Annotated in this window: 29 protein-coding genes and 2 pseudogenes; 20 read left to right on the forward strand and 11 right to left on the reverse strand. The window is 72.5% G+C overall.

Going from position 1 to position 23,446, the window contains the following annotated elements; genetic code table 11:
• Window positions 1-156 precede the first annotated feature (156 nt).
• A complete protein-coding gene (locus tag AC5WRT_RS33235; RefSeq protein WP_496097789.1) occupies window positions 157-945 on the forward strand; it encodes an SDR family oxidoreductase in 789 nt (262 codons plus the stop codon).
• Between the two features lie 125 nt (window positions 946-1,070).
• Window positions 1,071-1,307, forward strand: coding sequence for a hypothetical protein (locus AC5WRT_RS33240; RefSeq protein WP_496097790.1), 237 nt, complete (start codon window positions 1,071-1,073; stop codon window positions 1,305-1,307).
• A gap of 13 nt (window positions 1,308-1,320) precedes the next feature.
• On the opposite strand, the gene AC5WRT_RS33245 is transcribed toward AC5WRT_RS33240, so the two are convergent.
• The gene (locus AC5WRT_RS33245; RefSeq protein ID WP_496097791.1) at window positions 1,321-2,556 is read right to left on the reverse strand and encodes a ricin-type beta-trefoil lectin domain protein; all 1,236 of its coding nucleotides are present in this window, start codon (window positions 2,554-2,556) and stop codon (window positions 1,321-1,323) included.
• A gap of 94 nt (window positions 2,557-2,650) precedes the next feature.
• A complete protein-coding gene (locus AC5WRT_RS33250) occupies window positions 2,651-3,208 on the reverse strand; it encodes a VanZ family protein (RefSeq protein WP_496097792.1) in 558 nt (185 codons plus the stop codon).
• Between the two features lie 241 nt (window positions 3,209-3,449).
• Between AC5WRT_RS33250 and AC5WRT_RS33255 the strand changes: the two genes are divergently transcribed.
• The 7 genes from AC5WRT_RS33255 to AC5WRT_RS33285 all read left to right on the forward strand — a co-directional run bounded on the left by AC5WRT_RS33255 (window position 3,450) and on the right by AC5WRT_RS33285 (window position 9,949).
• On the forward strand, window positions 3,450-3,644 hold the full coding sequence (locus tag AC5WRT_RS33255) for a hypothetical protein (protein WP_496097793.1): 195 nt from the start codon (window positions 3,450-3,452) through the stop codon (window positions 3,642-3,644).
• Complete coding sequence (locus AC5WRT_RS33260) at window positions 3,641-4,093, forward strand: monovalent cation/H+ antiporter complex subunit F (protein WP_496097815.1); 453 nt, start codon at window positions 3,641-3,643, stop codon at window positions 4,091-4,093. Before AC5WRT_RS33255 ends, AC5WRT_RS33260 begins: the two co-directional genes overlap by 4 nt.
• A gap of 151 nt (window positions 4,094-4,244) precedes the next feature.
• Entirely contained in the window at window positions 4,245-4,505 is a 261-nt protein-coding gene (locus AC5WRT_RS33265; RefSeq protein ID WP_496097794.1) for a Na(+)/H(+) antiporter subunit B, read from the forward strand.
• Complete coding sequence (locus AC5WRT_RS33270) at window positions 4,502-5,239, forward strand: MnhB domain-containing protein (RefSeq protein ID WP_496097795.1); 738 nt, start codon at window positions 4,502-4,504, stop codon at window positions 5,237-5,239. Before AC5WRT_RS33265 ends, AC5WRT_RS33270 begins: the two co-directional genes overlap by 4 nt.
• An 8-nt stretch (window positions 5,240-5,247) precedes the next feature.
• On the forward strand, window positions 5,248-5,595 hold the full coding sequence (locus AC5WRT_RS33275) for a sodium:proton antiporter (protein WP_496097816.1): 348 nt from the start codon (window positions 5,248-5,250) through the stop codon (window positions 5,593-5,595).
• Window positions 5,595-7,367: a complex I subunit 5 family protein gene (locus AC5WRT_RS33280; RefSeq protein WP_496100880.1), complete on the forward strand. Its 1,773-nt coding sequence runs from the start codon at window positions 5,595-5,597 to the stop codon at window positions 7,365-7,367. Before AC5WRT_RS33275 ends, AC5WRT_RS33280 begins: the two co-directional genes overlap by 1 nt.
• A 212-nt stretch (window positions 7,368-7,579) precedes the next feature.
• Window positions 7,580-9,949, forward strand: a complete 2,370-nt coding sequence (locus AC5WRT_RS33285) for an ArnT family glycosyltransferase (RefSeq protein WP_496100881.1) — start codon at window positions 7,580-7,582, stop codon at window positions 9,947-9,949.
• 26 nt (window positions 9,950-9,975) lie between these two features.
• On the opposite strand, the gene AC5WRT_RS33290 is transcribed toward AC5WRT_RS33285, so the two are convergent.
• Entirely contained in the window at window positions 9,976-10,356 is a 381-nt protein-coding gene (locus tag AC5WRT_RS33290) for an anti-sigma factor antagonist (protein WP_496100882.1), read from the reverse strand.
• Window positions 10,357-10,510: 154 nt separating this feature from the next.
• On the reverse strand, window positions 10,511-10,705 hold the full coding sequence (locus tag AC5WRT_RS33295) for a zinc-binding dehydrogenase (protein WP_496097799.1): 195 nt from the start codon (window positions 10,703-10,705) through the stop codon (window positions 10,511-10,513).
• Between AC5WRT_RS33295 and AC5WRT_RS33300 the strand changes: the two are divergent.
• The 4 genes and pseudogenes from AC5WRT_RS33300 to AC5WRT_RS33315 form a co-directional block, all read left to right on the forward strand.
• Window positions 10,685-10,810: pseudogene (locus AC5WRT_RS33300) on the forward strand (AraC family transcriptional regulator); the annotation flags it as partial. The gene AC5WRT_RS33295 and the pseudogene AC5WRT_RS33300 overlap by 21 nt on opposite strands.
• A gap of 99 nt (window positions 10,811-10,909) precedes the next feature.
• Window positions 10,910-11,272: a hypothetical protein gene (locus AC5WRT_RS33305; protein ID WP_496097819.1), complete on the forward strand. Its 363-nt coding sequence runs from the start codon at window positions 10,910-10,912 to the stop codon at window positions 11,270-11,272.
• Between the two features lie 68 nt (window positions 11,273-11,340).
• Window positions 11,341-11,805, forward strand: coding sequence for a pyridoxamine 5'-phosphate oxidase family protein (locus tag AC5WRT_RS33310; protein WP_496097800.1), 465 nt, complete (start codon window positions 11,341-11,343; stop codon window positions 11,803-11,805).
• Window positions 11,806-11,855: 50 nt separating this feature from the next.
• A complete protein-coding gene (locus AC5WRT_RS33315) occupies window positions 11,856-12,248 on the forward strand; it encodes a VOC family protein (RefSeq protein ID WP_496097801.1) in 393 nt (130 codons plus the stop codon).
• 94 nt (window positions 12,249-12,342) lie between these two features.
• Here the strand turns inward: AC5WRT_RS33315 and AC5WRT_RS33320 are convergent, their stop codons facing one another.
• Window positions 12,343-12,645, reverse strand: coding sequence for a DUF4235 domain-containing protein (locus tag AC5WRT_RS33320; RefSeq protein ID WP_496097802.1), 303 nt, complete (start codon window positions 12,643-12,645; stop codon window positions 12,343-12,345).
• Window positions 12,646-12,673: 28 nt separating this feature from the next.
• Complete coding sequence (locus AC5WRT_RS33325; protein ID WP_496097803.1) at window positions 12,674-13,690, reverse strand: glutathione S-transferase family protein; 1,017 nt, start codon at window positions 13,688-13,690, stop codon at window positions 12,674-12,676.
• Between the two features lie 253 nt (window positions 13,691-13,943).
• Between AC5WRT_RS33325 and AC5WRT_RS33330 the strand changes: the two genes are divergently transcribed.
• The gene (locus AC5WRT_RS33330) at window positions 13,944-14,861 is read left to right on the forward strand and encodes a cation diffusion facilitator family transporter (protein ID WP_496097817.1); all 918 of its coding nucleotides are present in this window, start codon (window positions 13,944-13,946) and stop codon (window positions 14,859-14,861) included.
• A gap of 79 nt (window positions 14,862-14,940) precedes the next feature.
• Here the strand turns inward: AC5WRT_RS33330 and AC5WRT_RS33335 are convergent, their stop codons facing one another.
• Window positions 14,941-15,390, reverse strand: coding sequence for a nitroreductase family deazaflavin-dependent oxidoreductase (locus tag AC5WRT_RS33335; protein ID WP_496100883.1), 450 nt, complete (start codon window positions 15,388-15,390; stop codon window positions 14,941-14,943).
• A gap of 391 nt (window positions 15,391-15,781) precedes the next feature.
• Between AC5WRT_RS33335 and AC5WRT_RS33340 the strand changes: the two genes are divergently transcribed.
• Window positions 15,782-17,011: a cytochrome P450 gene (locus tag AC5WRT_RS33340; RefSeq protein WP_496097805.1), complete on the forward strand. Its 1,230-nt coding sequence runs from the start codon at window positions 15,782-15,784 to the stop codon at window positions 17,009-17,011.
• Between the two features lie 13 nt (window positions 17,012-17,024).
• Window positions 17,025-17,237: a ferredoxin gene (locus tag AC5WRT_RS33345; protein ID WP_496097806.1), complete on the forward strand. Its 213-nt coding sequence runs from the start codon at window positions 17,025-17,027 to the stop codon at window positions 17,235-17,237.
• On the opposite strand, the gene AC5WRT_RS33350 is transcribed toward AC5WRT_RS33345, so the two are convergent.
• The gene (locus AC5WRT_RS33350) at window positions 17,212-17,796 is read right to left on the reverse strand and encodes a TetR/AcrR family transcriptional regulator (protein ID WP_496097818.1); all 585 of its coding nucleotides are present in this window, start codon (window positions 17,794-17,796) and stop codon (window positions 17,212-17,214) included. The two genes, AC5WRT_RS33345 and AC5WRT_RS33350, sit on opposite strands and share 26 nt — an antisense overlap.
• Window positions 17,797-17,928: 132 nt before the next feature.
• Here AC5WRT_RS33350 and AC5WRT_RS33355 point away from each other — a divergent pair, with 132 nt between their 5' ends.
• From AC5WRT_RS33355 to AC5WRT_RS33365, 3 genes are all read left to right on the forward strand, one after another.
• On the forward strand, window positions 17,929-18,387 hold the full coding sequence (locus AC5WRT_RS33355; RefSeq protein WP_496097807.1) for a nuclear transport factor 2 family protein: 459 nt from the start codon (window positions 17,929-17,931) through the stop codon (window positions 18,385-18,387).
• Window positions 18,388-18,396: 9 nt separating this feature from the next.
• On the forward strand, window positions 18,397-18,933 hold the full coding sequence (locus AC5WRT_RS33360) for a flavoprotein (protein ID WP_496097808.1): 537 nt from the start codon (window positions 18,397-18,399) through the stop codon (window positions 18,931-18,933).
• Between the two features lie 239 nt (window positions 18,934-19,172).
• Window positions 19,173-20,267 carry an IS630 family transposase gene (locus tag AC5WRT_RS33365; RefSeq protein WP_496097809.1) on the forward strand — a complete coding sequence of 365 codons (1,095 nt, stop codon included), beginning with the start codon at window positions 19,173-19,175 and terminating at the stop codon, window positions 20,265-20,267.
• On the opposite strand, the gene AC5WRT_RS33370 is transcribed toward AC5WRT_RS33365, so the two are convergent.
• On the reverse strand, window positions 20,264-21,133 hold the full coding sequence (locus tag AC5WRT_RS33370) for a hypothetical protein (protein WP_496097810.1): 870 nt from the start codon (window positions 21,131-21,133) through the stop codon (window positions 20,264-20,266). The genes AC5WRT_RS33365 and AC5WRT_RS33370 overlap by 4 nt on opposite strands.
• A gap of 230 nt (window positions 21,134-21,363) precedes the next feature.
• Window positions 21,364-22,230 (reverse strand): endo alpha-1,4 polygalactosaminidase, encoded by an 867-nt coding sequence (locus tag AC5WRT_RS33375; protein ID WP_496100884.1) that lies wholly within the window; start codon window positions 22,228-22,230, stop codon window positions 21,364-21,366.
• Between the two features lie 140 nt (window positions 22,231-22,370).
• Here AC5WRT_RS33375 and AC5WRT_RS33380 point away from each other — a divergent pair, with 140 nt between their 5' ends.
• Window positions 22,371-23,339 carry an aldo/keto reductase gene (locus AC5WRT_RS33380; protein WP_496100885.1) on the forward strand — a complete coding sequence of 323 codons (969 nt, stop codon included), beginning with the start codon at window positions 22,371-22,373 and terminating at the stop codon, window positions 23,337-23,339.
• A gap of 12 nt (window positions 23,340-23,351) precedes the next feature.
• Here the strand turns inward: AC5WRT_RS33380 and AC5WRT_RS33385 are convergent.
• Window positions 23,352-23,446 (reverse strand): annotated as a pseudogene (locus AC5WRT_RS33385) (phytanoyl-CoA dioxygenase family protein); the annotation flags it as partial.

Below are 23,446 nucleotides of genomic sequence, written 5' to 3' on the forward strand. Positions count from 1 at the left end.
CAGGTTGCACCACACGCCCTGAGGGGGCGCGGGGAACGGCGCGGGCAACCACGGACGACGCGGCCCGCGACGGCGCGTGACCGGGTGGACGACTCCGGTTTGCCCACCCCCACCCCGGGTACTGCGAGGCGCACCCCCAGCCGAGGAGGCCGGCCCATGCCCGACGCAGCGATCGTCACCGGCGCGGACTCCGGCATCGGCCGCGCCACCGCCGTCCGCCTGGCCGACGCGGGCCTGGACATCGGCATCACCTGGCACACCGACGAGAAGGGCGCCGAGCGGACGGCGGAGGAGGTCCGCGCCAAGGGCCGCCGTGCCGCCGTCGCCCGGCTGGACCTCACCCGGCTGCCCGAGGCCGCCGACACCGTGGACGAGCTGTGCGCCGAACTGGGCCGTCTCGACGTCCTGGTCAACAACGCCGGCACGGGCACCATGACGCCCTTCCTCGACCTCACTCTGCGGGACGTACGCCGCGTCCTGGACATCGACCTCGTCGGCCCACTCCTGTGCGGTCAGCGCGCGGCCCGGCAGATGATCCGGCAGGGTGACGGCGGCCGGATCGTCAACGTGACCTCCGTCCACGAGCACCAGCCGAGGGTCGGCGCGGCCCCGTACTGCGCGGCCAAGGGCGGCCTTGGGCTGCTCACCCAGGTCATGGCGCTGGAGCTCGCGGAGTACGGCATCACGGTGAACGCGGTGGCGCCGGGCGAGATCGCCACGCCGATGACCGGCCAGGAGGGCACGGACGTGCACACCGAGCGCCGGCCGGGCGTACCGCTCGGGCGGCCCGGTGACGCCCGCGAGGTCGCCGCGGTCATCGCGTTCCTGGCGAGCCCGGACGCCTCGTACGTCACCGGCGCGTCCTGGAGCGTCGACGGCGGCATGCTCCGGATGGGCCCGCAGGCCGGTTCCCATCTGACCGCCGACGACTGGCGGCGTCCCTGAGGGGAGCACGGGGCCTGTTCGGGGGCCCGGTCGCCCGGTGAGCGGCCGAGGCGGACGTACTCGATCCGCGTGGACGGCTTCCCCGGACGACCCGTCGGCGCGCGATGCGTTCTAGGCTCTATTGCATGACCGAACAAGCAGCTCCCCACCCGCGGATCCTGGTGCTCGGAGTGTGCCCGGGCAAGCCCGGCGAGCGGCCGTTCAGGCTCATGGAGATCGACGGTCGTGTGGCCGCTGAGGTCAGGAACATCACCGATGTGCTCGAGGCGGCCGCCTCGTACGGCATCACCATCCACGACCTGGACGACCCCGACGTGATCCGCTGGGTCGGCGGGGACAAGCTCACCTGGACGCGGCACTGAGCGGATCGCCGCTTCAGCCGACCGTCCACTTCTGGTTCCCGCCGCCCGTGCAGGTCCAGATCTGCAGGCGCGTGCCGTTGGCCGAATCGTTCCCGGTCACGTCGAGGCACTTGTCCGCCTGCGGGTTGACGATGTCGTGCGCCGCGGTGACGGTCCACTTCTGGTTGGGGCCGCCGGTGCAGTCCCACAACTGGACGGTGGAGCCGTCCGCGGTGCCGTCGTCCGTGACGTCCAGGCACTTGCCGAGCGCCCGGATCGTGCCGTCCGAACCGACCGTCCACTGCTGGGCCGCGGTGCCGTTGCAGTCGTAGAGCTGGACCGGTGTCCCGTTCGCGGAGTTCGCGCCGGCCACGTCCGCACACTTGCCGGCCAGACCGCGGATCGGCACCCCGGCCGCCGTGTCGCTCGTCGTCACCGACACCGAGTCCACCACCAGTTGCTGCGGGAACCGGGTACTGGCGTCCGGGTCGCCGGGCCAGTAGCCGCCCACGGCCAGGTTCAGGATCAGGAAGAACGGCTTGTCGTCGAACACCCAGGTCTTCCCGCCGAGGTCGGCGGGGGTGCGCCGCTCGTAGACGGTGCCGTCCACGGACCAGGTGATGGAGCCGGGGGCCCAGTCCACGGCGAAGGTGTGGAAGGCGTCCGCGAAGGCCTGCCCGCCCGGCAGCGTGTAGGCCGCGCCGATGCCGCCGGAGCCCGAGTAGCCGGGGCCGTGGATGGTGCCGTGCACGGTCGAGGGCTCGAAGCCGACGTTCTCCATCACGTCGATCTCGCCCGAGTCCGGCCAGTTCACCGGCGTGCCGAGCATCCAGAACGCGGGCCACATGCCCTGGCCGCGCGGGACCTTCATCCGCGCCTCGACGTGCCCGTACCGGGCGTTGAACTTCCCGGCCGTGTTCAGCCGGGCCGAGGTGTACTGACAGGTGCCGTACCAGCACTGGTAGCCGGCCGGGTTCTCCCTCCGGGCGGTGATCACCAGATGGCCCCGGCCGTCAAGGGCCGCGTTGTTCGTGCCGGACGTGTAGTACTCGCGCTCGTGGTTGTTGACGTTGTCGCCGGTCTCCAGATTCCACTTGGAGGAGTCGGCCGGGGAGCCGGCGGGTCCGTCGAACGTGTCGGAGAAGGTGGTGACGGTCGCCGCCGCGGGCGCGGGGGTCCGGGCCCGCGCCGGACCGACGGCGGCGGAGCCGACGAGTGCGGCGGACAGGGCGGCGAGAAGACAGCTGCGGAGCAGGCGTGGGGAGGCCATGACTCTCCGTTCGGCGTGGGGGGTGCGATGCCTCTTGATTTAAGGAGTGAGAAAAGGCGCCGTCAATACTCCGGTACGGACCCGTTCCTGACGGTCAGTCGGTCCTGGGTGTGGGCACGCGCCGGTGCACCGCCCGCCCGAGCCGCCGCCCCAGCAACAGCCAGCCGAGCAGGGCCCCGAACGTGTTGAGCAGGACGTCGTCGATGTCGAAGGCCCGCCCGGTGATCAGCGCGCCCTGGACCAGTTCCACCATCAGCATCACCAGCGCCGTCAGCGCCACCACGTGGAGCACACCGCGCGCACGCGGGGCGAGGACCGGCACCAGCACCCCGAACGGAGCGCCGAGGAGCACGTTCCCGCCGATCTGCCGCACCGCGTCCGCAGTCCGCGCCTGCTCCATGTAGGCCCGCAGGGAGCGGCCGGGGTGCAGGTTGCTGTGCGTGAGATGTGCCGAGGCGGGCGACGGCTCCAGCGTGATCCGGGCCAGCACGACGGCGAACGCCACCATGAACGCGAACGCCAGCAGCATGGCCGCCAGCCGCACGGGCAGCGGGAGCGCGTGCCGCGCGGCCGGCCGGCGGGTGTTTGCGGCCGGCGCCCGCCTCCAGGGAGCGCTCAGCGCCGCGGACAGCCGTGTGACGGCACGGGCCATGGAACACCTCCCGGGTGTCAACTTCTGTGTCCGCCAGGCCGGTTACCCGGTAACCGGCCCGGAATGCCACCGTCCCGGCGGCTCCGGGCGCACCGCGGCGTTTCCGTTCACGCTCCGGGGGCACTCCGGATGCGGACCCGCGTGCCGCCGCCCCTCCATGGGTCGGTCGGTGCTTGGATGCCCGATCGGCAACCGGACACTTTGCCGCGCATGCGAACAGAGCGGACCGAGGAGGTGGCGGATGACCCGGTGTACGGCCCCGCGCACGGCGCTCCTCGCCCTCGGTGAACTCCTGGCCTGGTGGGTGGCGCTGACGCTGCTGTGGCTGGTGCTCATCACCCCGGTCCACCTCCTGGAGTGGGTCGTCGGTGCATCCTCCGCGGCCGTCGGGGCGCTGCTGGCACGGGCCGGCCGACGGGCGGTGACATGGCGGTGAACGGCTGGATCCTCGCGGCGACCGTCGAGATCGGCGCGGCAGGGGCTGCCGCCCTGTGGGGCGTCACCACCGGCCCGCCGGCCCGTCGGGTCATCGCCCAGAACATGACCACCTCGGCCCTGTGCCCGGCCCTGCTGCTGCTCGCCCAGGGCTACAACCGCCCGGCGTACGTCGACCTGGCGCTTCTGCTGGCCCTGCTCGGCCCCATCGGCACGCTTGTCTTCGCCCGCCTCCTCTCCGACGACCTGGAAGCCGGGCGGCCGAGCGCCTGGGGACTGACCTGGACCGCCGCCGCCTTCGGCGCGGTGGTCGTGGCCGCCGTCTGTGTCCCCACCGGTCCCGGCCGCGCCATGGTGAAGCTGCTGGTCGTCGGCGCTCTCCTGATCACCGGCAGCGTCATCGCCTCACACGCCCTGTCGGGCGGCTTCCAGCGGGTGCGGGGTGGCTGATGTGCGTGCGAGCGCGGTGTCCGGTGCGCCGACGCACCGGCAGGCAGGGAGCGAGCGGTGGTGACGTGCTCGGGCCGCCCCCCGGGGTGCGGGGCGACGGACGCCGGCCGGGACCTGACGGACCGTCGGCCGGTGGGCGGGGGAGTGGGACATGAGTGATGCCGTGATCGTCGTCGCGCTGGTGCTGACGGCGGCTTCCGCCACCGCGGCCGTCGTGCAGCGCGACCCCGCCCGGCAGGCGCTGGTGCTGTCCGTGCTCGGGACCGTGCTGGCCGTGCTGTTCACCGTGCTCCAGGCGCCGGACGTGGGCCTGTCCCAGCTGGCCGTCGGCTCCGCGATCACCCCGCTGCTGATCATGCTGAGCGTGCGCAAGGTGAGACGGCGCGGCCGGCCGCAGGACGGTGCGAGGTGAACCGGCTGCGGCTCGCCCTGCTGAGCATCGGCGGCGCCGGCCTGGCCGCCCTGCTCGTCGCCGGGTGCCTGGACCTGCCGGGCTTCGGCGGGCGGAGCCACCCCTACGGCGCCCGGGCCGTGCACGCCTCCCTCACCCGCCACACCGCCAACACCATCGCCTCCGTCAACTTCGACCAGCGCGCCTACGACACCCTCGGCGAGATGAGCATCATGTTCGCCGCCGTCCTCGGCTGCGTGGTGCTGCTGCGCCAGGCCCGCGACGAGCACCGGGCACAGCCGCAGCCCGCCGAGGTGGCGCGCCCGGTCCGCCGCTACGCGCTGATCCTGCTGCCCGTCGCCCTGGTCACCGGCCTCTACGTCATCGCCCACGGCCAGCTGAGCCCGGGCGGCGGCTTCCAGGGCGGCGTCGTCACCGCGACCGCCCTGCATCTGCTGTACCTCGGTGCCGACTACCTCGCGCTGGAGCGCGTCCGCCCGCTCGCCGAGTTCGAGACCTCCGACGCGCTCGCGGTCTCCTCGTACCTCATGCTCGGCGTCGCCGGAGTCCTGGCCGGCACTGCGTTCCTGGCCAACACGCTGCTGCCGTACGGCACCTTCAACACCCTGTCCTCCGGCGGCACCGTCCCCCTGCTGAACGCGGCCATCGGCATCGAGGTGGCGAGCGCGGTCGTCGTGCTGCTCGCGAACTTCCTCGACCAGGCCGTCGAGATCGAGGAGGAACACGGCAGTTGAGGTCCGTGATGCACGTCCTTCCCTACCTGGTCGCCGCCCATGTCTTCCTGACCGGCTGCTACGGCCTCGCCACCAGCCGCAACCTGATCCACGCCGTCGGCTGTCTCGCGGTCTGCCAGTCCTCCACCTATGTGCTGCTGCTGTCGGTCGGCTACCGCGACGGCGCCACCGCACCGGTCTTCTCCGACCTCGAGCCCGGCTCCCGGCCCGTCGTCGACCCCGTCGTGCAGGCCCTCACCCTCACCGACATCGTCGTCGGCGCCACGGTCACCGCCCTGCTGCTCGCACTCGTCCTGCAGATCGCCAAACGGCACGGCACGGTCGACCCCGACGAACTGCGGGAGCTGCGCGGCTGATGCACCATCTGCTCCCGCTGCTCGTGGCCGTCCCCCTGCTCGGCGCCGCCCTGCTGGTGGCCACCGGCCGCCATCTGCCCCGGATCGCCGCCGACATCACCGGCTTCGTGGTCTCCGGCGGTACGGCCGCCCTCGCGGTCGTGCTGCTGCTGAACTCCTCGCCTCCGCTGGTGGAATGGGTCGGCGCCTGGCTGCCCGTCGGCGGCGAGAGCGTCGGCATCGTCGTCATCGGCGACGGCCCCGCGCTCGGCATGGCCGCGCTGGTGTCCCTGCTGACGCTGGCCGCCCTCGCCTACTCCTGGCGCTACTTCGACGAACCCCCGCGCGGCCACCCCGGCGCCTTCACCGCGCTCGTGCTGGTCTTCCAGGGCGCCATGTGCGGATTCGCCATCGCCGGGGACCTGTTCAACGCGTTCGTGTTCTTCGAGCTGATGAGCGTCACCGCGTACGCGCTCACCGGCTACCGCATCGACGAGGCGAAGGCGGTACAGGGTGCGCTGACCTTCGGTGTCGTCAACTCCCTCGGCGCGTACGGCATGCTGATGGGCATCGGCCTGCTGTACGCCCGGACCGGCGAGCTCGCCATGACGAAGATCGGCCGCGGGCTCGACACCGCGGCGGGCCACGGCGGAGCGGACGCCCTGGTGCTCGCCGCTTTCGTCCTCGTGGTGACCGGGCTGCTGGTGAAGGCGGCCGCCGTACCGTTGCACTTCTGGCTCCCGGACGCGCACGCCGTCGCCCCCACCCCGGTGTGCATGCTGCTGTCGGGGGTGATGGTGGAACTCGGCGCCTACGGCGTCTGGCGGGTGTACGGCACCGTCTTCGCCGGACCCGGCGGCATCCCCGCCACCGACCTGACCCGGGCCCTGGTCACCCTGGGCACGCTCACCGCCGCGATCGGCGCCGTCATGTGCTGGTACCAGCGGCACATCAAACGGCTCCTGGCCTACTCCACCATCGCCCACACCGGACTGTTCCTCGTCGGCCTCGCCGTCCTCACTCCGGAGGGTGACGACGGCACCGCGCTCTACATCATCGGGCACGCCGGCGTGAAGGCCGCGCTGTTCGCCTGCGCGGGCGTGCTGCTGGACCGCTACGGCTGTCTCGACGAGCACACCCTGCACGGACGGGCACGGGAACTGCGCGTCACCGCGGTGACGTTCGCCGTCGGCGCCCTCGGCCTCGCGGGCCTGCCCCCCTTCGGCACGGGGCTCGGCAAGGCGGTCAGCGAGGAGGCGGTCGGCGGCCCGCTCACCGTGGTGTACGTCGCCGCATCCGCGATCACCGCCGGCGCCGTGCTGCGGGTCGCCGCGCGCGTGTTCCTCGGGCTCGGACCGCGGCCCGAGCAGGCCGGCTCCGAGCTGGAGACCAGCGGATCCGCGGAGGAGCCCGAGACCACCGGCCTGCTGCGCCGGATCCCGGACACCATGACGACGGTCCCCGCCGTGCTCCTCGCCGCCGCACTCGCCGTCGGAGTGGCCCCCGGCTTCGGCGATCTGGTCGCCCGCGCCGTGAACGAGGCGGGATCGGGCGGCGCCCACGCCCTTGCGCAGTGGACGGCGCACGGCGTCCTGCTGGGCCTGGCCTCCACCGCGCTCGCCGTCGCGCTCGCCGGCCTCGCCGTCACCCGCCCCGACTGGACCGCCGCCCCCGACTGGGCCGGCCCCCTGCGCCGGCTCCAGTCCGGACACGTCGGCGACTATGTGGCCTGGCTGCTGGTGGGCGCCGCCCTGCTGGGGGCGCTGGCCCTGCCGGGCGTTCTGGGCGGCTGACCCGAGGGCCCGTAACGCAACGGCCGACGAATCCTGTGCGACCGCTGTCCGAATTCTGTGTATCACGCGGCCGAGCCTCGGGTAAGGAACTTGCTTTTCCCGCGCAAATTTGATGTCGGGTCATTAAAGAAACGTCCTGGACGCGGTGAGAGTTTCCTTGAAGGGGGCCTCTCCGGCGCTGCGCGGGCGCGCGGTGGCCAAGACTGCTGACCATGGCCACGAACGTCCTCGACGCAACCGCGCCCGCCGGCGCCGACCGTCGCCCACCCCGGCGATCACCCTGGCAGTCCCCGGTGGACGAGCCCGCGTACGCACGACCGGCGCTGCTGGTCCTCACCGCGCTCGCCGCCGTTCTCTACAGCTGGGGCATCGACCACAGTCAGTACCACACGTTCTACGCCAGCGCCGTCCGCAGCATGACGGAGAGCTGGAAGGCATTCTTCTACGGCTCTTTCGACCCCGGGAATTCCATCACCATCGACAAATTGCCGGGATTCCTGTGGCCGCAGGCGCTGGCCGCGCGGCTTTTCGGATTCCATCCGTGGAGCCTGGTCCTGCCCCAGGTCCTGGAGGGAATGGCCTGCCTGCTGGTCCTGCACCGCCTGGTGCGCCGCTGGGCGGGCGTGAACGCGGCACTCATCGCCTGTACGGCCTTCCTGGCGACCCCCGTGGCGGTCGGCCTGTTCCGCACCGCCGTCGAGGACCCCGCGTTCACGCTGTGCCTGCTGCTCGCGGCCGAGGCCACCCAGCGCGCCGCCCGCGACGGCCGGCTGCGTCCGCTGCTGCTGTCCGGAGTCTGGGTCGGCGTCGGCTTCCAGGCAAAGATGCTGGAGGCCTGGGCCGTCCTGCCCGCACTCGCCCTGGTCCACCTGCTGTCGGCGCCGCTCACGCCGCGCCGGCGACTGCTGCATCTCGGCATGTCCGCTCTGGTGGTGACCGCCGTGTCGGCGTCCTGGATACTGGCCGTCACCCTCACCCCGGCCAGGGACCGGCCGTACGTGGACGGCACCACCGACAACTCCGCCTTCAGCATGGTGGTCGGCTACAACTTCCTGACCCGCTTCTCCTCGCTCGGCATCAGTGCCGCCTCGACGGGCAGCGTGAGCGCGACCCAGGGCGGCGGAGGCGGTCACGGCCGGTCGTTCACCCCCGCCGGCGCCGGGGAGACCGGGGGGCGCGGTGCCCGTGCGTTCGACGGTACCGGCGCGTTCGGCGCGGCCGGTGCACGCGCCGCGCAGGGCGGCACGCTGCTCCGGGGCACCCGCGCCCCGGCCGCCGACAGTGCCGTACGGCAGGCCGGCGGCGCCTTCGGCGGCGACCAGAACGGCTGGTCGAAGATGTTCGGGACGTCGCTCGCCACCCAGACCGGCTGGTTCTACCCGATCGCCGCCCTCGCCGCGGTCTGCGGACTGCTGTGGCGCCGGGGACGCCCCCGCACCGACCGGCTGCGCGCCGGATACGTCCTGTGGTCCGGCTGGCTCGCCCTGTACTTCCTGGTCTTCAGCGCGGGCAGCGTCGCCGGCCATACCTACTACATGGGCGTGATCGCGGTGCCGCTCGCCGCGCTCACCGGAGCCGGGACCGTGCTGATGTGGCGCGCCCACCGGGCCGGCGGGCGGCGAGCCTGGGCGTTGCCGGCCGCGGTCGCGGCGACGGCCGCCTGGGGCGCCCACCTCGCCGCTCGGTTCCCCGGGTTCGTGCCCTGGCTGGCGCCCGCGGTGGCCGTGCTCGGCGTCGCCGCGGCCGTACTGCTGATCCTGACCCGGCCCGGCCGGCCGCGCGCCGGAGGCCGCCTCGCCCTCGCCGGTCTGGCCGCTTCCCTGGCCGCCCTGCTCCTCGCGCCGAGCGCCTGGGCCGTCCAGGTCTTCAACCCCGCCTACCGCCCGTCCGTCATGGGCGTGGTCGGGCCGACCGGCACCGGACGCGGTCCCGGGGCGGCGCGGTCCGGGCCCGGGAGGTTCGGGCCCGGGAGGTTCGGCGGGGCGGCCTGGGCCGGTGGCACCCTGTCCGGGCGGACGGCCCGCGACGCCGTGCGCGGTGCGGACCGCGGCGGTCCCGGCGGGCGGGGCGGCTTCGGCGGCGCGGCGGGCGACGGCTCACTGACCGCGGACGAGCGCCGCCTGCTCGACTACGCCAGCGCCCACCAGGGTTCCGCCGCCTACACGTTCGCCACCAGCAGCTGGAGCACCGCGGCCCCGTACATCCTGGCGACCGGCGCCCACGTTCTGCCGCTCGGCGGTTTCAGCGGCCGGGTGCCGTTCCCCACCGAGACGCAGTTCCAGGCGCTGGTCGGCCTGGGCAAGGTGCGGTTCGTGCTGCTGGGTGGCGGCCGTGGCCCGGGCTTGTCGACCGCCGACCCGAATTCGCCTGCCGCGACGGCTGGTTCGGCCGTCCGCGCGCGGATGTCCAGCGGCGTGACGAGGAGCGCCGGCCCGGGAACGACGGCCGCCGCGGGCATCGCCCGCTGGGTGCAGTCCGCCTGCACCGCGGTGCCGGCCCGGGAGTACGGCGGTACGGCCGTCTCCGGCGGCGGGCCGACGGCCACCGCTCAGACGCTCTACCGGTGCGGCCCCGGCCGGTAGAGCGTCCCCGGTGACCCGGGGAGGCGTCACAGGGAGCCGGACGCGGCCTCGGACCGGGCCAGGGCCGCGTCCAGCGTCGGGTGCGGGGGCAGCAGCCGGGACAGCCCGGTGACCCGCAGGACCCGCAGGGTCAGCGGATGCGTGCAGACCAGGTGCAGCTGCCCGCCGACGCCCAGCACCCGGGCGCGGGCCCGGTACAGCAGTCGCAGCCCCGAGCAGTCGAAGAACTCCACCGACCGCAGGTCGATGACGATCCGCGCACCGGGCCGGTCGGTGACCCGGTCCAGGTAGGGGCCGACCTCCGTCGCCGAGACCAGGTCGATCTCGCCGCGCAGCTCCAGGACCGTGTGCGCCCGGTGTTCGTACACGCGGAGGTGACGGGTGAGTGGCGCAGGCTCGTCTCGCACGACGGCATCACCTCCCACCCGTGCCCGGACGTCGGTCTCCCGATCGTCAAGTTACCCTCGATGGAAGGAATTTGAGCATGTTCGGTTGACATATGTCTTCGACTTTGAAGCGTGTCGCCCGGTAACTGCGCCAGAACGACCGGGTGTTGGTGACTCAGTCGACCAGAAGGACCAGCTTCCCGGCCGTCCGTCCGGTGTCGCCCACTTCATGCGCCTTCGCCGCGTCGGACAGCGGGAACGTCCCGGCGACCGCCGCCTTCAGCTTCCCCGTCTCCACCAGCTCCGCGATCTTCTCCATTCCGGCCCGGTCGGCGTCCACCAGCATGCGCGCGTCGCCCGCGCCCGGCATCTGCTGGAGTCCAGCGACCTGACGGTGGACCGGATCGCCGCCGAGGTCGGCTTCGTCACCGGCGCCTTGCTGCGCCAGCACCTGCACGCCGCGATCGGGTGTCCCCGCCGGTACGCCTGCGCGGACCTTCCAGCGGACCCGCTGAACGTTCCGGCCCGCTCGCGCGTCGCAGGACCGTACAGGGCACAGGGGAACAGGGGGGACATGCGCACGGGGCTGCTCGCGGTGGCGGTGCCGACGGTCGTGACGGTGGCGGGGTGCGACGACGCGCCCCGGCCGGACCTGGCGGTGCAGGGCACCCCTTCGGCGTCCCCGTACGAGGGACCGCTGTACGTACGGCTCGGCGACGCGCTGCTCACCGCACCGTACCGCGGCCACGTCCCCATGCCCGCCGACGCGCACGACACCGGATACCGCTACCGCGACCGGCGCCTCTGGCTCACCCCCGACCGTGCCACGGCCTACGTGCGCACCCCGATGGCGTCGAGGCCCGGCCGCGGCTCGGCCGGGACGTCGGCTGCAAGTGAGCCCCTGCCCGCCTTCGGCGTGCGCCGGGACACGCCTTGATCACATCCGTGCGGGGACCGGGGGCCGACGGTCACACTGGACGCCGTTCGCGAACCCGAGGAGGCGTCATGACCCCACCGCCCGCCCGCACTCCCGCAGAGCGCAAGAAGGACACCCTCCACCGACTGGAGAACGACGTCGACGTCTGGGTCGCCACCGCCTCGTCCGACGGCGGCGTCCCCTACCTCGTCCCGCTGTCCTTCGTGTGGGACGGCGCCACGCTGCTGATCGCCACCCCGGCCGACAGCCCCACCGGCCGCAACCTCGTCGCCACGGGCCGAACCCGCCTCGGCCTCGGCCCGACCCGGGACGTCGTCGTGATCGAGGGCACGGCCCAGGCGGTGACCCCGGAGGACCTCCCCGAGGAGGACGCCGAGGTCTTCGCCGGCAAGACCGGCTTCGACCCCCGCCGACTCTCCCATCCCTACCTGTACTTCAGGATCCTTCCGCAACGCGTCCAGGCCTGGCGCGAGGAGAACGAGCTCAGGGGGCGGGAGTTGGTGCGCGACGGGCGGTGGCTGCCGGCCGAGTGAAGACGGCCGCCCGGGATATCCGCAGGAGGAGGACATTCCCGGGAGGACACATGACACTGGTGAACAGGGGCGTCGTGGTGCTGGACTGCGCCGAGCCCGAGAAACTCGCCCAGTTCTACAAGCAGTTGCTCGAGGGCGAGCAGTCGTACGCCTCGGCGAACCTGGTTGAGGTCCGGGGCGCCGACGGCATCCGGCTGGCATGCCGCCGTGATGTGAACGCCACCCCGCCGAGCTGGCCGCGTCCGGAGAACTCCCTCCAGGCCCATCTGGACTTCCTGGTCGAGGACCTGGACGAGGCCGAGCGACGGGTGGTGGAGCTCGGGGGCCGGCCGCTCGAGACGAAGGACGCGTCGGGACCGTACGAGGAACGCGGCTACGCCGACCCCGCAGGCCACTCCTTCACTCTGCGCCTGCTGCCGGCCACGGCACCGAAGCAGGGCTGAGCAGCGTCCTGAAGGGGGCCCGGCTCCGCCGGGACGCGTCACGAGGCGCCCGGAGCCGGGCGCGGCCGGCAACGCCGCGTCCGGCTGCCCCGCCTCAGTCGCGGCCGCCCTCGCCGGCCACCGGCCACTGCCCCGTGGACCGGGCGATCGCCTTCGCCCCCGTGCGGTTCACCGCGCTCTGCACCACGGCGAAGATCGCCCCCTGCACCGCCGCGGCCAGGAGGATCTCCCCCCACCCCCGGTCCTGGTCCAGCGCATCCGGCGCCTGCTCCTCGTGCCGGATCGCCATCCAGGCCTTCCGGAAGGCCATACCGGCCAGCGCACCGCTCGCCCAGCTGAGCACGAAACCGATCGGCTGGTAGACGAACGGAAGCTTCTTCTTCTTTGTCTTGCTCATATGTGACTCCTTCCTCGCCGGACGACCCTCATGCGGGCCGTCCCTCGGGGGCCACCCGTTCGCCCGGGGGCACCGGTCCCGGCGGCGTACCGTCCCCGAACGGCCGTCCGCCCAGCTCCTCGCGGCGGTGCGGGCTCAGCCAGCCCGCCAGGTCGGGGCCGAGCGGCACGATGCCGGTGGGGTTGATACCGCTGTGCACCTGGTAGTAGTGCCGCTTGATGTGATCGAAGTCGACCGTGTCACCGAAACCGGGGGTCTGGAACAGGTCCCGGGCGTACGCCCACAGCACCGGGTTCTCCGACAGCTTCCAGCGGTTGCACTTGAAGTGGCCGTGGTAGACGGCGTCGAACCGGACCAGCGTCGTGAACAGCCGGATGTCCGCTTCCGTGAGGGTGTCGCCGACCAGATACCGCTGCCCGGCCAGCCGTCCGGCGAGCACTTCCAGCCGCCGGAAGACGCCCGCGCACGCCTCCTCGTACCCCTTCTGGTGTGTGGCGAACCCGGCCCGGTACACCCCGTTGTTCACGTCCTCGTACACCTCGGCCATCACCTGGTCGATCTCGTCACGCCGGTTCGCCGGGTACAGGTCCGGCGCGCCGCGGCGGTGCAGGGCCGTCCACTCGGTGGCCAGGTCGAGAGTGAGCCGCTGGTAGTCGTTGGTGACCAGCCGTCCGCTGGGGACGTCCACCACCGCGGGCACGCTGACCCCGCCCGGGTGACCGGTCTCGCGCCGGTCGTACGCCTCGCTCAGGAACCGGATGCCGAGCACCGGGTCACGCCCGTCGGGGTCCAGGGTGAACCGCCAGCTGCGGTCGTCCTGGATCGGATCCGCCACGGCCATCGGCAGCGCGTCCTCCAGTCCCAGCAGCCGGCGGGAGATCACCGCCCGGCTCGCCCACGGACAGGCGCGCGAGACCACCAGCCGGCAGCGGCCCGGCTCGACGGGCCAGCCGTCCCGGCCGTCGGCGGTGATCCGGTCGGTGAAGTGGCTCCTGGACCGGGTGAACGTCTTGTGGCCGTACGCCCGGTTGCCGTCGCCGTCCATGTCTCCTCCTCGCCGCCCGGTGCGCCTCCTCGCCGACACGTTCCCCGATTTCCGCCGCCCGCACGGTGTGATCCGCCCGTCGGCGGGCAGTCGGCGTGGGGTGAGCGGGACATCCTCGGAACGGGAACAGGCCGCACGCACGGCCGCCGCCGGCGCCCCGGCCGCCGTGCCCCCCGCCGCGGACAGCGGTGGGCAGAGCCGCGAGAGGCCCGGTACGGCCTCGGGAGGCGACCGGCACACCCGGGTCACCGTCCTGGTGGCGCTCGCCGCCAACCTGGTGATCGCCGTGGCCAAGGCGGTCGGCGGCGTCCTCGCGGGCTCGCCCGCCCTGCTGTCGGAGGCCGCGCACTCCGTCGCCGACAGCCTCAACGAGGTGTTCCTGCTCGCCGCGTTGCGTCGCAGCCGCCGCCCCGCGGACCGGCGGCACCCCTTCGGCTACGGCAAGGAACGCTTCTTCTGGTCCCTGCTCGCCGCCGTCGGCATCTTCGTCATGGGCGGTTGCTTCTCCTTCTTCCAGGGCGTCCAGGCGCTGCGCCATGGCGCCGAGGAGAAGTTCACCGGCTTTGTGGTGGGCCTGAGCGTGCTGGGCGTGGCTCTCGTCGCCGAGGGCGTCTCGCTGCTGCGGGCCCTGCACCAGGTGCGCCGGCAGGGCGGCGGCCCCGGCGCACTGAGCGACCCGGCGCTGCGCACCGTGGTCGCCGAGGACGGCACGGCGGTGCTCGGCGTGACGCTCGCCCTCGCCGGGATGGGACTGCACATGGCGACGGGCCAGGTCGCCTGGGAGGCCTCCGCGTCACTGGCGATCGGTGTCCTGCTCGTGTACGTCGCCTACCGGCTGGGCCGTGACGCCCGCGACCAGCTCATCGGGGAGGCCGTCGATCCGGAACTCAGCGGCAGGATCCGTGCGCAGCTCGAGGCGCAGCCGGAGATCGACAGCGTCGAGGCGCTGTTCACGATGAAGCTGGGCCTCGACTCCACGCTGGTGGCCGCCCGCATCGACCTGGTGCCGGGCCTGGAGAGCGAGCGGCTGGAGCAGGTCGCCGTACGCATCAAGCGGTCCCTCGCCCGGACGTTTCCCGAGGCCGACCAGATCTTCCTGGACGTCACCGACCGGCCGGCGGGCGAGGCACAGGAAAGCCCCGCCGCGACGGGGGAACGCGGCGGGGCCTGACGCACGAGTGCCCGCCCCGAGGGCGGCTCACACCTGTCCGGCGCGGATATTTCCGAAACCGGCCGGTCCCCGGCGCGAATCAGCTCCCGTCGAAGGGGTCCAGCACGAAGAGCGGGATCTCCCGCGAGGTCTTCTTCTGGTAGTCGGCGTACGGCGGGTACGCGGCGACCGCCCGCTCCCACCACACCGCCTTCTCCTCGCCGGTGACCTCACGGGCCCTCATGTCCCGCTTGACCGGCCCGTCCTGCAGCTCGACATGCGGATCGGAGGTGATGTTGTGGTACCACACCGGGTGCTTCGGCGCGCCGCCCTGCGAGGCGACCACGGCGTACCTCCCGTCGTGCTCCACCCGCATCAGCGGTGTCTTGCGGATCTTTCCGCTCTTCGCACCCCGGGACGTCAGCACCACGACGGGCAGCCCGGTGTCCAGCAGCGTCGTGCCCTTCGTCCCGCCGGAGCTCTCGTACAGCTCGACCTGCTCGCGCACCCACTGCGTCGGGCTGGGCTCGTACTCGCCCTCAAGAGGCATGGGATCCGTCCCCTTCGTCGGTCCAACGGTGTCTGTCACCCGCATTCAACATCGGCGGCCCCCCGGATCATCCGCGCCGCGGACCCGTGGGGCCGACCGGGTGACGATCCGCGAGGTCGCGCCGGGGCGAGCGCCCCCTTCACCCCTCCACCCGTGTGCCGCCCTGTTTGACCTGCAAGTCCCCGTACAGGGCGGTATGGTCGTACGACGGGGAGCCGAAGGGTGCCCTGACCGCGGGTGTGCACCCCGGCCGGAATCGGATCCTCCGGCCGCTTGTCTTCGGCCAGATGGCCCGCGTCACCGAACTGGCCGAACTTGACGTCGACCCATAGATGCCCGAGGCATCTAATGAAGATCGGCACGACGCACTCCTTCGTCTGCGAGGTCTTCCATGACGGAACTGACGGACCCCACCGGCCCGGCGACCCCGGCCGCCGCCGTCGCCTTCCCGCAGGACCGCACCTGTCCCTACCACCCGCCCACCGGGTACGAGCCGCTGCGCCACGAGCGGCCCCTCACCCGCGTCACCCTGTACGACGGCCGCGAGGTCTGGGCGGTCACCGCGTACGCCACCGCCCGCGCCCTGCTCGCCGATCCCCGGCTGTCCACCGACCGCCGTCATCCAGGATTCCCCGTCCCCGCCGAGCGGTTCGCGGGCATCCGCGACCGCCGGGTGGCGCTGCTGGGGATGGACGATCCGGAACACCACCGGCAGCGACGGATGATGGTCCCGTCGTTCACCGTCAGGCGCGCGGCCGAGCTGCGGCCGTGGATCCAGCGGACCGTGGACGATCTGCTCGACGCGATGATCGCTCAGGGACCGCCCGCCGAGCTGGTCTCCGCCTTCGCGCTGCCCGTGCCGTCGACCGTGATCTGCGGCCTGCTCGGGGTGCCCTACGACGACCACGAGTTCTTCGAGGAGCAGTCCCGCAGGCTGCTGCGCGGCCCCCGGGCGGCCGACTCCCTGGACGCCCGCGCCCGCCTGGAGGCCTACCTCGGCGGGCTGATCGACGACAAGGCGAAGCAGCCAGGGCCCGGCAACGGCATCCTCGACGACCTCGTCCACCATCAGCTCCGCGACGGCGCGCTGGACCGCGCCGAACTCGTCTCGCTGGCCCTCGTCCTGCTGGTCGCCGGGCACGAGACGACCGCCAACATGATCTCCCTCGGCACCTTCACCCTCCTTGGGCACCCCGACCGGCTGGCCGAGCTGCGCGCCGACCCCGCGCTGCTGCCCGCCGCCGTCGAGGAGCTGATGCGGATGCTGTCCATCGCCGAGGGGATGCAGCGGGTGGCGCTGGAGGACATCGAGATCGCCGGCACCACCATCCGGGCCGGCGAGGGCGTGCTCTTCTCGACCTCGGTGATCAACCGCGATCCGACCCGCTACGACGACCCCGACACCCTGGACTTCCACCGGCCCTCCCGCCACCACGTGGCCTTCGGCTTCGGGATCCACCAGTGCCTGGGCCAGAACCTGGCCCGCGCGGAGCTGGAGATCGCCCTCGGCAGTCTGCTGACCCGGCTGCCGGGGCTGCGCCTGGCCGTCCCGGCCGAGGACATCCCCTTCAAACGCGGCGACACGATCCAGGGGATGCTGGAACTCCCCGTGACCTGGTAAGAGGCTGACGCTCATGCACATCGACATCGACATCGACATCGACAGGGACGTCTGTATCGGCGCGGGTCAGTGCGCCCTCGCGGCGCCGGGTGTCTTCACCCAGGACGACGACGGCTACAGCACCGTGCTGCCCGGACGGGAGGACGGTGCGGGCGACCCGATGGTCCGAGAGGCGGTCCGTGCCTGCCCGGTCGGCGCGATCAAGCTGTCGGAGACCGCCGGCTGACCTCCCGGCCCGCGTCAGCCATCAGCGCCCGTGCCGCCTCGCGGGCCTCGGCCGCCGGCCGGGCGCTCCCGGTGATGCCGGCGGTCGTCATGGCTCCCTCGGCGAGCAGGAAGAGGGGTCCGGTCAGCGCCGCCGGCAGCCCGGCCTCCGCCACCAGGCGGGCGAGGTGGTCCCGGAACGCCTCCTTGTGCGCCCGCACCTGCGCGGCGACCAGGGGTGAGGTGGCGCCCAGCTCGCCGTGCACGTTGATCCAGGCGCAACCGCGGAAGCCCTCCTCACCGAACGACTCCTCCAGCCAGTCGAACACGGCCGGGATCCGCTCCCGCGGGTCCCGCCGCCGCGCGACGTACGCGGTCAGGCGCCCGCGCCAGCGTTCGTCCCGCCGCGCCAGACAAGCCGCGACCACCTGCTCCTTGGCGGGGAAGAGCTGGTAGAGGCGCTTGAGTGAGACCCCTGAGACGGCGCGCAGCTCGTCCATGCCCACGGACTGCACGCCCCGGGCGTAGAACAGCTTCTCGGCGGCGTCGAGCACCCGCTCGCGGGCGGCCGCGCTGTCCACCGGCGACACCACCACTCCTCACACGCGGGACGGGCCGCCCCGTTCCTTGACGAGAGAACGATCGTTCTCCTACCGTAGCAGCCGCCCGGAGAACGAACGTTCTCCGATGTCGGGCGAGCCCAGGAGGAGACCATGGCCGACCGTCCGCCGCTGCCGCCGTTCACCCGCGAGACCGCCGCGCAGAAGGTCCAGGCCGCCGAGGACGCCTGGAACACCCGGGACCCGCACAAGGTGGCGCTCGCCTACTCGGAGGACTCGGTCTGGCGCAACCGTGACACCTTCGTCACCGGCCGCGCCGAGATCGTCGCGTTCCTCACCGCCAAGTGGGAGCGCGAGCTGGACTATGCGCTCCGCAAGGACCTGTGGGCCTTCGACGGCAACCGCATCGCCGTCCGCTTCCAGTACGAGTCCCACGACGCCGACGGCCGGTGGTGGCGCTCCTACGGCAACGAGCTGTGGGAGTTCGACGAGCACGGCCTGATGACCCGGCGGGAGGCCAGCATCAACGACGTGCGCATCGAGGTGGGCGAACGCCGCATCCACGGTCCGCGCCCCGAGTCCGAACGAGGGGTGTCCTTCCCGCTTCAGTAGGGTTCCCGGATGACCGAACAGGCCGGGAGACCCTTCCTCTACGTCGTCGTCTGCGCCGCCGGGATCGCCGCGGGCGTCAGCAGGCTGATCAGCGCCGCCCAGGAACGGGACTGGGCGGTCGGCGTGATCGCCACCCCCGTCGCCATGGGCGGCTTCTTCGACAGCGAGGCGGTGCGGGCGCAGACGGGCCGCCCGGTCCGCTCGGCCTGGCGGACCCCGGCCGACCCCCGCCCCTTCCCGCCGCCGGACGCCGTCGTGGTGGCACCCGCCACCTTCAACACCGTCAACAAGTGGGCGGCCGGCATTGCCGACACCCTCGCGCTCGGCACGCTGTGCGAGGCCCCGGGCCTGGGTGTACCGATCGCCGTCCTGCCCTGCGTCGCCGACGCGCTGGCCGCCCATCCCGCCTTCCGGGACAGCCTGGAACGGCTGCGCCGCCTCGGCGTCCGCTTCGGCGACCGGTACACCGGTGAAGCCCGGCCGGACGGCGGCCGGCCGGACTTCGCCTGGGAACGGGCGCTCGATCTGCTCGACGGGCCTGTCTGACCATGCGCGTCGTCGACCGAAGGGCGGCCGCGCGGCGTCACGTGCGTGCTCTCGGCGTCCGGCCCCAGGCTTTCGTACCGTGGACGTACCTGGGTCCGGGGCCGGTGCGGCGAGCGGGGCACCTCCCGCCCTTGAGGCAGCGGGGGAGCGTGCATTCCCGTCGCGCGGCAGACGGGAATGGCCGGACAGGCCCTAGTGTGCTGCGCCTTAAGTTCGTCAGCTAATTGTAGGATCGGCGGATGGCGGGTCGTGGACGGCCGAAGGCCGAGTTGGTGTTGACGGATGAGGAGCGCCGCGCGCTGGAGCGCTGGGCGCGGCGGGCGAAGTCGTCGCAGGCGTTGGCGCTGCGGTCGCGGATGGTGCTGGCCTGTGCTGCGGGCGGGCTGTCGAACCGTGAGGTCGCAGACGAGTTGCGGGTGCACCGGGACACCGTGGGCAAGTGGCGCAGTCGGTTCCTGGAGCGGCGGCTGGAGGGGCTGCTCGACGAGGAGCGGCCCGGGCGCCCGCCGTCGGTCACTCTGGATCAGGTCGAGGACGTGGTCGTGGCGACGCTGGAACAGGCGCCGGCGAACGCACCCCACTGGTCGCGGGCCTCGATGGCCAGGCGGGCCGGTCTGTCGAAGTCGACGATCGGCCGGATCTGGCGGGACTTCGGCCTCAAGCCGCACCTGGCCGACACCTTCAAGCTGTCCACCGACCCGCAGTTCGTCGACAAGGTCGTCGATGTCGTCGGGCTCTACCACAACCCTCCCGAGCGCGCGGTCGTGCTGTGCGTGGACGAGAAGTCCCAGGTCCAGGCGCTCGATCGTTCCCAGCCGGTGCTGCCGATGATGCCCGGCCTGCCCGAACGCCGCACCCACGACCACGTACGGCACGGCATCACCAGCCTGTTCGCCGCCTTCGACATCTCCGACGGCACAGTGGTCGGCGAACTCCACCGTCAGCATGGGGCGGTGGAGTTCAAGAAGTTCCTGGCCACGATCGACAAGACGGTGCCCGCCGAACTCGACATCCATCTGATCTGCGACAACTACGGCACCCACAAGACCCCCGCGATCAAGCGGTGGCTGGCCGCACATCCGCGCTTCCACGTGCACTTCACTCCGACCGGCTCCAGCTGGATCAACCAGGTCGAGCGGCGGTTCGGCTACCTCACCGACCAGCTCATCCGGCGTGGCACCCACAGGTCCGTCCAGGCCCTGGAGAAGGACATACGGGCCTGGATCAAGGCGTGGAACGAGGAGCCCAGGCCGTTCGTGTGGACCAAGACGGCCGACGAGATCCTGGACTCACTCGCCCGATATTGCCGACGAATTTCCGGCGCAGCACACTAGCGGCAGGTCAGCGTCGGCCCCGCCAGCATGTTCCCGGTGAACATGTCCTGACCCTTCGGCACCCAGTAACCGAGCTTGGACACCACCGTGGAGCACTTCGACCCGACGGTGAAGCGCACCTTCAGCTCCTCCGGGTGGCCGGGCTGCAACTCGGTGACCGTGCAGTCCAGGGAGTGCGCCACCCGGGACTTCGACGGGTACCGGCCCACCAGCGGGTTCACACAGCGGTGGTCGGCCGTGCTGATCCGCAGCCCCGTGCCGTCCTCGCCGATCATCCCGAGGCGTGCGTTGCCGTCGCCCTCGTCGCTGTTCCGCCGGATCGTGTAGGTCACGGTGGTCGTGGCGTTGCGGCGCAGCACGCTCTTGTCGACGGTGACGGAGTGCGTGGCCTTCGCCTTGGGCGCGGTCAGCGACACGGTGCCCTTGACGGTGCCCTTCAGGTCGACTCCCGAAGGGGCCGACCGCACGCGCACGGTGGCGCTGATGTCGTAGGTGCCCGGCCCCGGGTACAGGCCCGAGCCGGGCAGCGTGCCGGAGCCCATGGCCTTGCCGGACCGAGTGGCCTTCCAGGTGCCCTCGGTGCGACAGGCGTAGCGCACCCGGGCGCCGGCGCTCCGGCAGATGGCCGGGGCTGTGATGTTGAACCGCGGGGCGCCCGTGTCCGCACACAGGCTCACCTCCGCCTGCTCTCCATGGGCCCCACGCAGCGTGCCGGCGGCCGAGCACACCGTCGCCGGGGCCTCGGGCGCCGCCGCGGCGGCGCCCGAGGCCCCGGCGGTGGACTGTGCGCAGGCGGGGGTGACGAGGGCCAGCGGCAGCAGTGCCGTTCCGGCCAGGGTTTTCAGGGTGGTGGGACGAATCGGCACCGCTTTCCTCCGGGGCGGCCGAGACCGGCCGGATGCCGGTCGTCTGCGCCGAGGATGAGCCGACAGTACGACGATCGGACGCCTCCCACGCCGGGCGGTCACCTGGCGGCACCAACGCAACACCCCGAAGGCCGCGCACCCGGAGGGACGCGGGGCCACATCGGTGCGCGGGTCCGCCGCGGGGCGGCCCCGGCCTCAACCGCCCGGCGGACGGCGGCACATCACGCCACTCACCCGGGCGCACCCTTCCGTACGTACCCGTCGCTCCCGGGAGTGGACACGTCCCGGTCCCGCCGTACGATGCTCAGCCGGTCACCCCAGTGGGCGACGGCCGACCGCAGGCCGGAGTCGGTGTACTCGACGTCCACCACCCGGTCGTCGAACGCCTTGGCGTACACCTCGCACTCGTCGTACTGCCCGCACTCCTCGGTCACCGCGAAGTCCAGCCCGGCCCGGCGCCGCGCACCGGCCAGATCGGCGGTGTTCTTCTGCGCCACGGCCAGATGCCGGGCGTGGGCGTGCCGGGACAGCAGGGTCATGAAGGCGGTCGCGTCGCCCGCGGTGAGCAGGTGGCGCGAGCGGCTGTAGCTGTCGTAGTTGTCCGGCTCGACGGCGTCGAAGCCCTTCTTCGCGCAGCCGTCGATCCACCGGTCCACGCGCTCGGCCACCCGCTCCCGCTTGGCCGGGGTGCGGATGTCGAGCAGGGCCTCGTTCCAGTCCCCGTCGATCACGGCCCGGCCGCGCGCGTCGCGCAGGAGCAGATCGGCCGGCCAGGAGGAGCGCTCTGCGGGCTGCGCCTGGAAGGCGTTGACGTAGCAGATGTTGTAGAGGCCCGGCGCGGGGGAGGCGGAGCGGTCGCGGCTGACGATCCGCACACCCTTCGGCGGGGGATAGGCGCCGCCGATCTGGTAGTCGAACCCGGCGTGACGCGGAGGAAGCCGCACCGCGGCGGGTCGCGGGGGCTTCCCCGCGCCGGCGGTACCGCCGGCGCCGGAGGCGCAGCCGGCTGTCGCCGACACGGTGACGGTCAGGGCCACGGCCAGGGCGCCCGCGGTCCTCCGGGGACCCGCGGCGCTCCACACACCCTTTCGGGACACGTCCGCTCCATCCTGTGCACGCCGCGCGGCGCGGCACGTGACAGGATCAGACCGCCCGCGCGCTTCGCACGTCAAGTCGGCACCGGGGCCACGCCGTAGGCTCGTGGGTGACCACCGTCCCGAAGGCAGGAGCAGCAACGATGCAGTACGTGAAGCTCGGTTCGACGGGCCTGGACGTCTCGCGGATCTGTCTGGGCTGCATGACCTACGGCCTGCCCGACCGCGGCGTCCACGAGTGGACCCTCGACGAGGAGGCGTCCCGCCCGCTCATCCGGCAGGCGCTGGAGGCGGGCATCAACTTCTTCGACACCGCGAACGTCTACTCGGACGGCACCAGCGAGGAGATCGTCGGCAGGGTACTGCGCGACCTCGCCGACCGCGACGAGATCGTGCTGGCCACCAAGGTGAACGGCCGGATGCGGCCGGGCCCGAACGGGGCCGGACTGTCCCGCAAGGCGATCATGACCGAGATCGACCACAGCCTGCGCCGCCTGGGCACCGACTACGTCGACCTCTACCAGATCCACCGCTACGACCACGCCACCCCCGTCGAGGAGACGATGGAGGCGCTGCACGACCTGGTCAAGGCCGGCAAGGTCCGCTACATCGGGGCGAGTTCGATGTACGCCTGGGAGTTCTCCAAGCTGCAGTACACGGCCGAGCGGCACGGCTGGACGAAGTTCGTCTCCATGCAGAACCACTACAACCTGCTCTATCGCGAGGAGGAGCGGGAGATGCTGCCGCTCTGCGCAGACCAGGGCGTCGGCGTACTCCCGTGGAGTCCGCTGGCCAGGGGCCGGCTCACCCGCGACTGGGGCACGGTCACCGAGCGCAGCGCGAACGACAACTTCGGCAGTCGCCTCTACCTGGACAGCGACCGCTCGATCGTCGAGGCCGTCACCCGGATCGCGACCGACCGGGGCGTGCCGCGCGCCCAGGTGGCCCTCGCCTGGCTGCTGCACCAGGACACGGTGGCGGCGCCGATCGTCGGCGCCGCCAGGCCCCGTCACATCGAGGACGCGGTGGCAGCCGTCGAACTGGAGCTGACCGAGAAGGAGATCGAGGAGTTGCAGCAGCCCTACACCCCGCGTGCGATCAGCGGGCACTGAGGCCGCGGCGGCTCAGTGCGGTCCGTGCGGCGCGAACTCCGTGCCGCACGGACCCGCCCCCTCGCTCTCCGGCGGCACCACCCGCTCCCCGGACATGGCCACCGCCC

This window comes from Streptomyces sp. NTD91, from assembly GCF_059510455.1.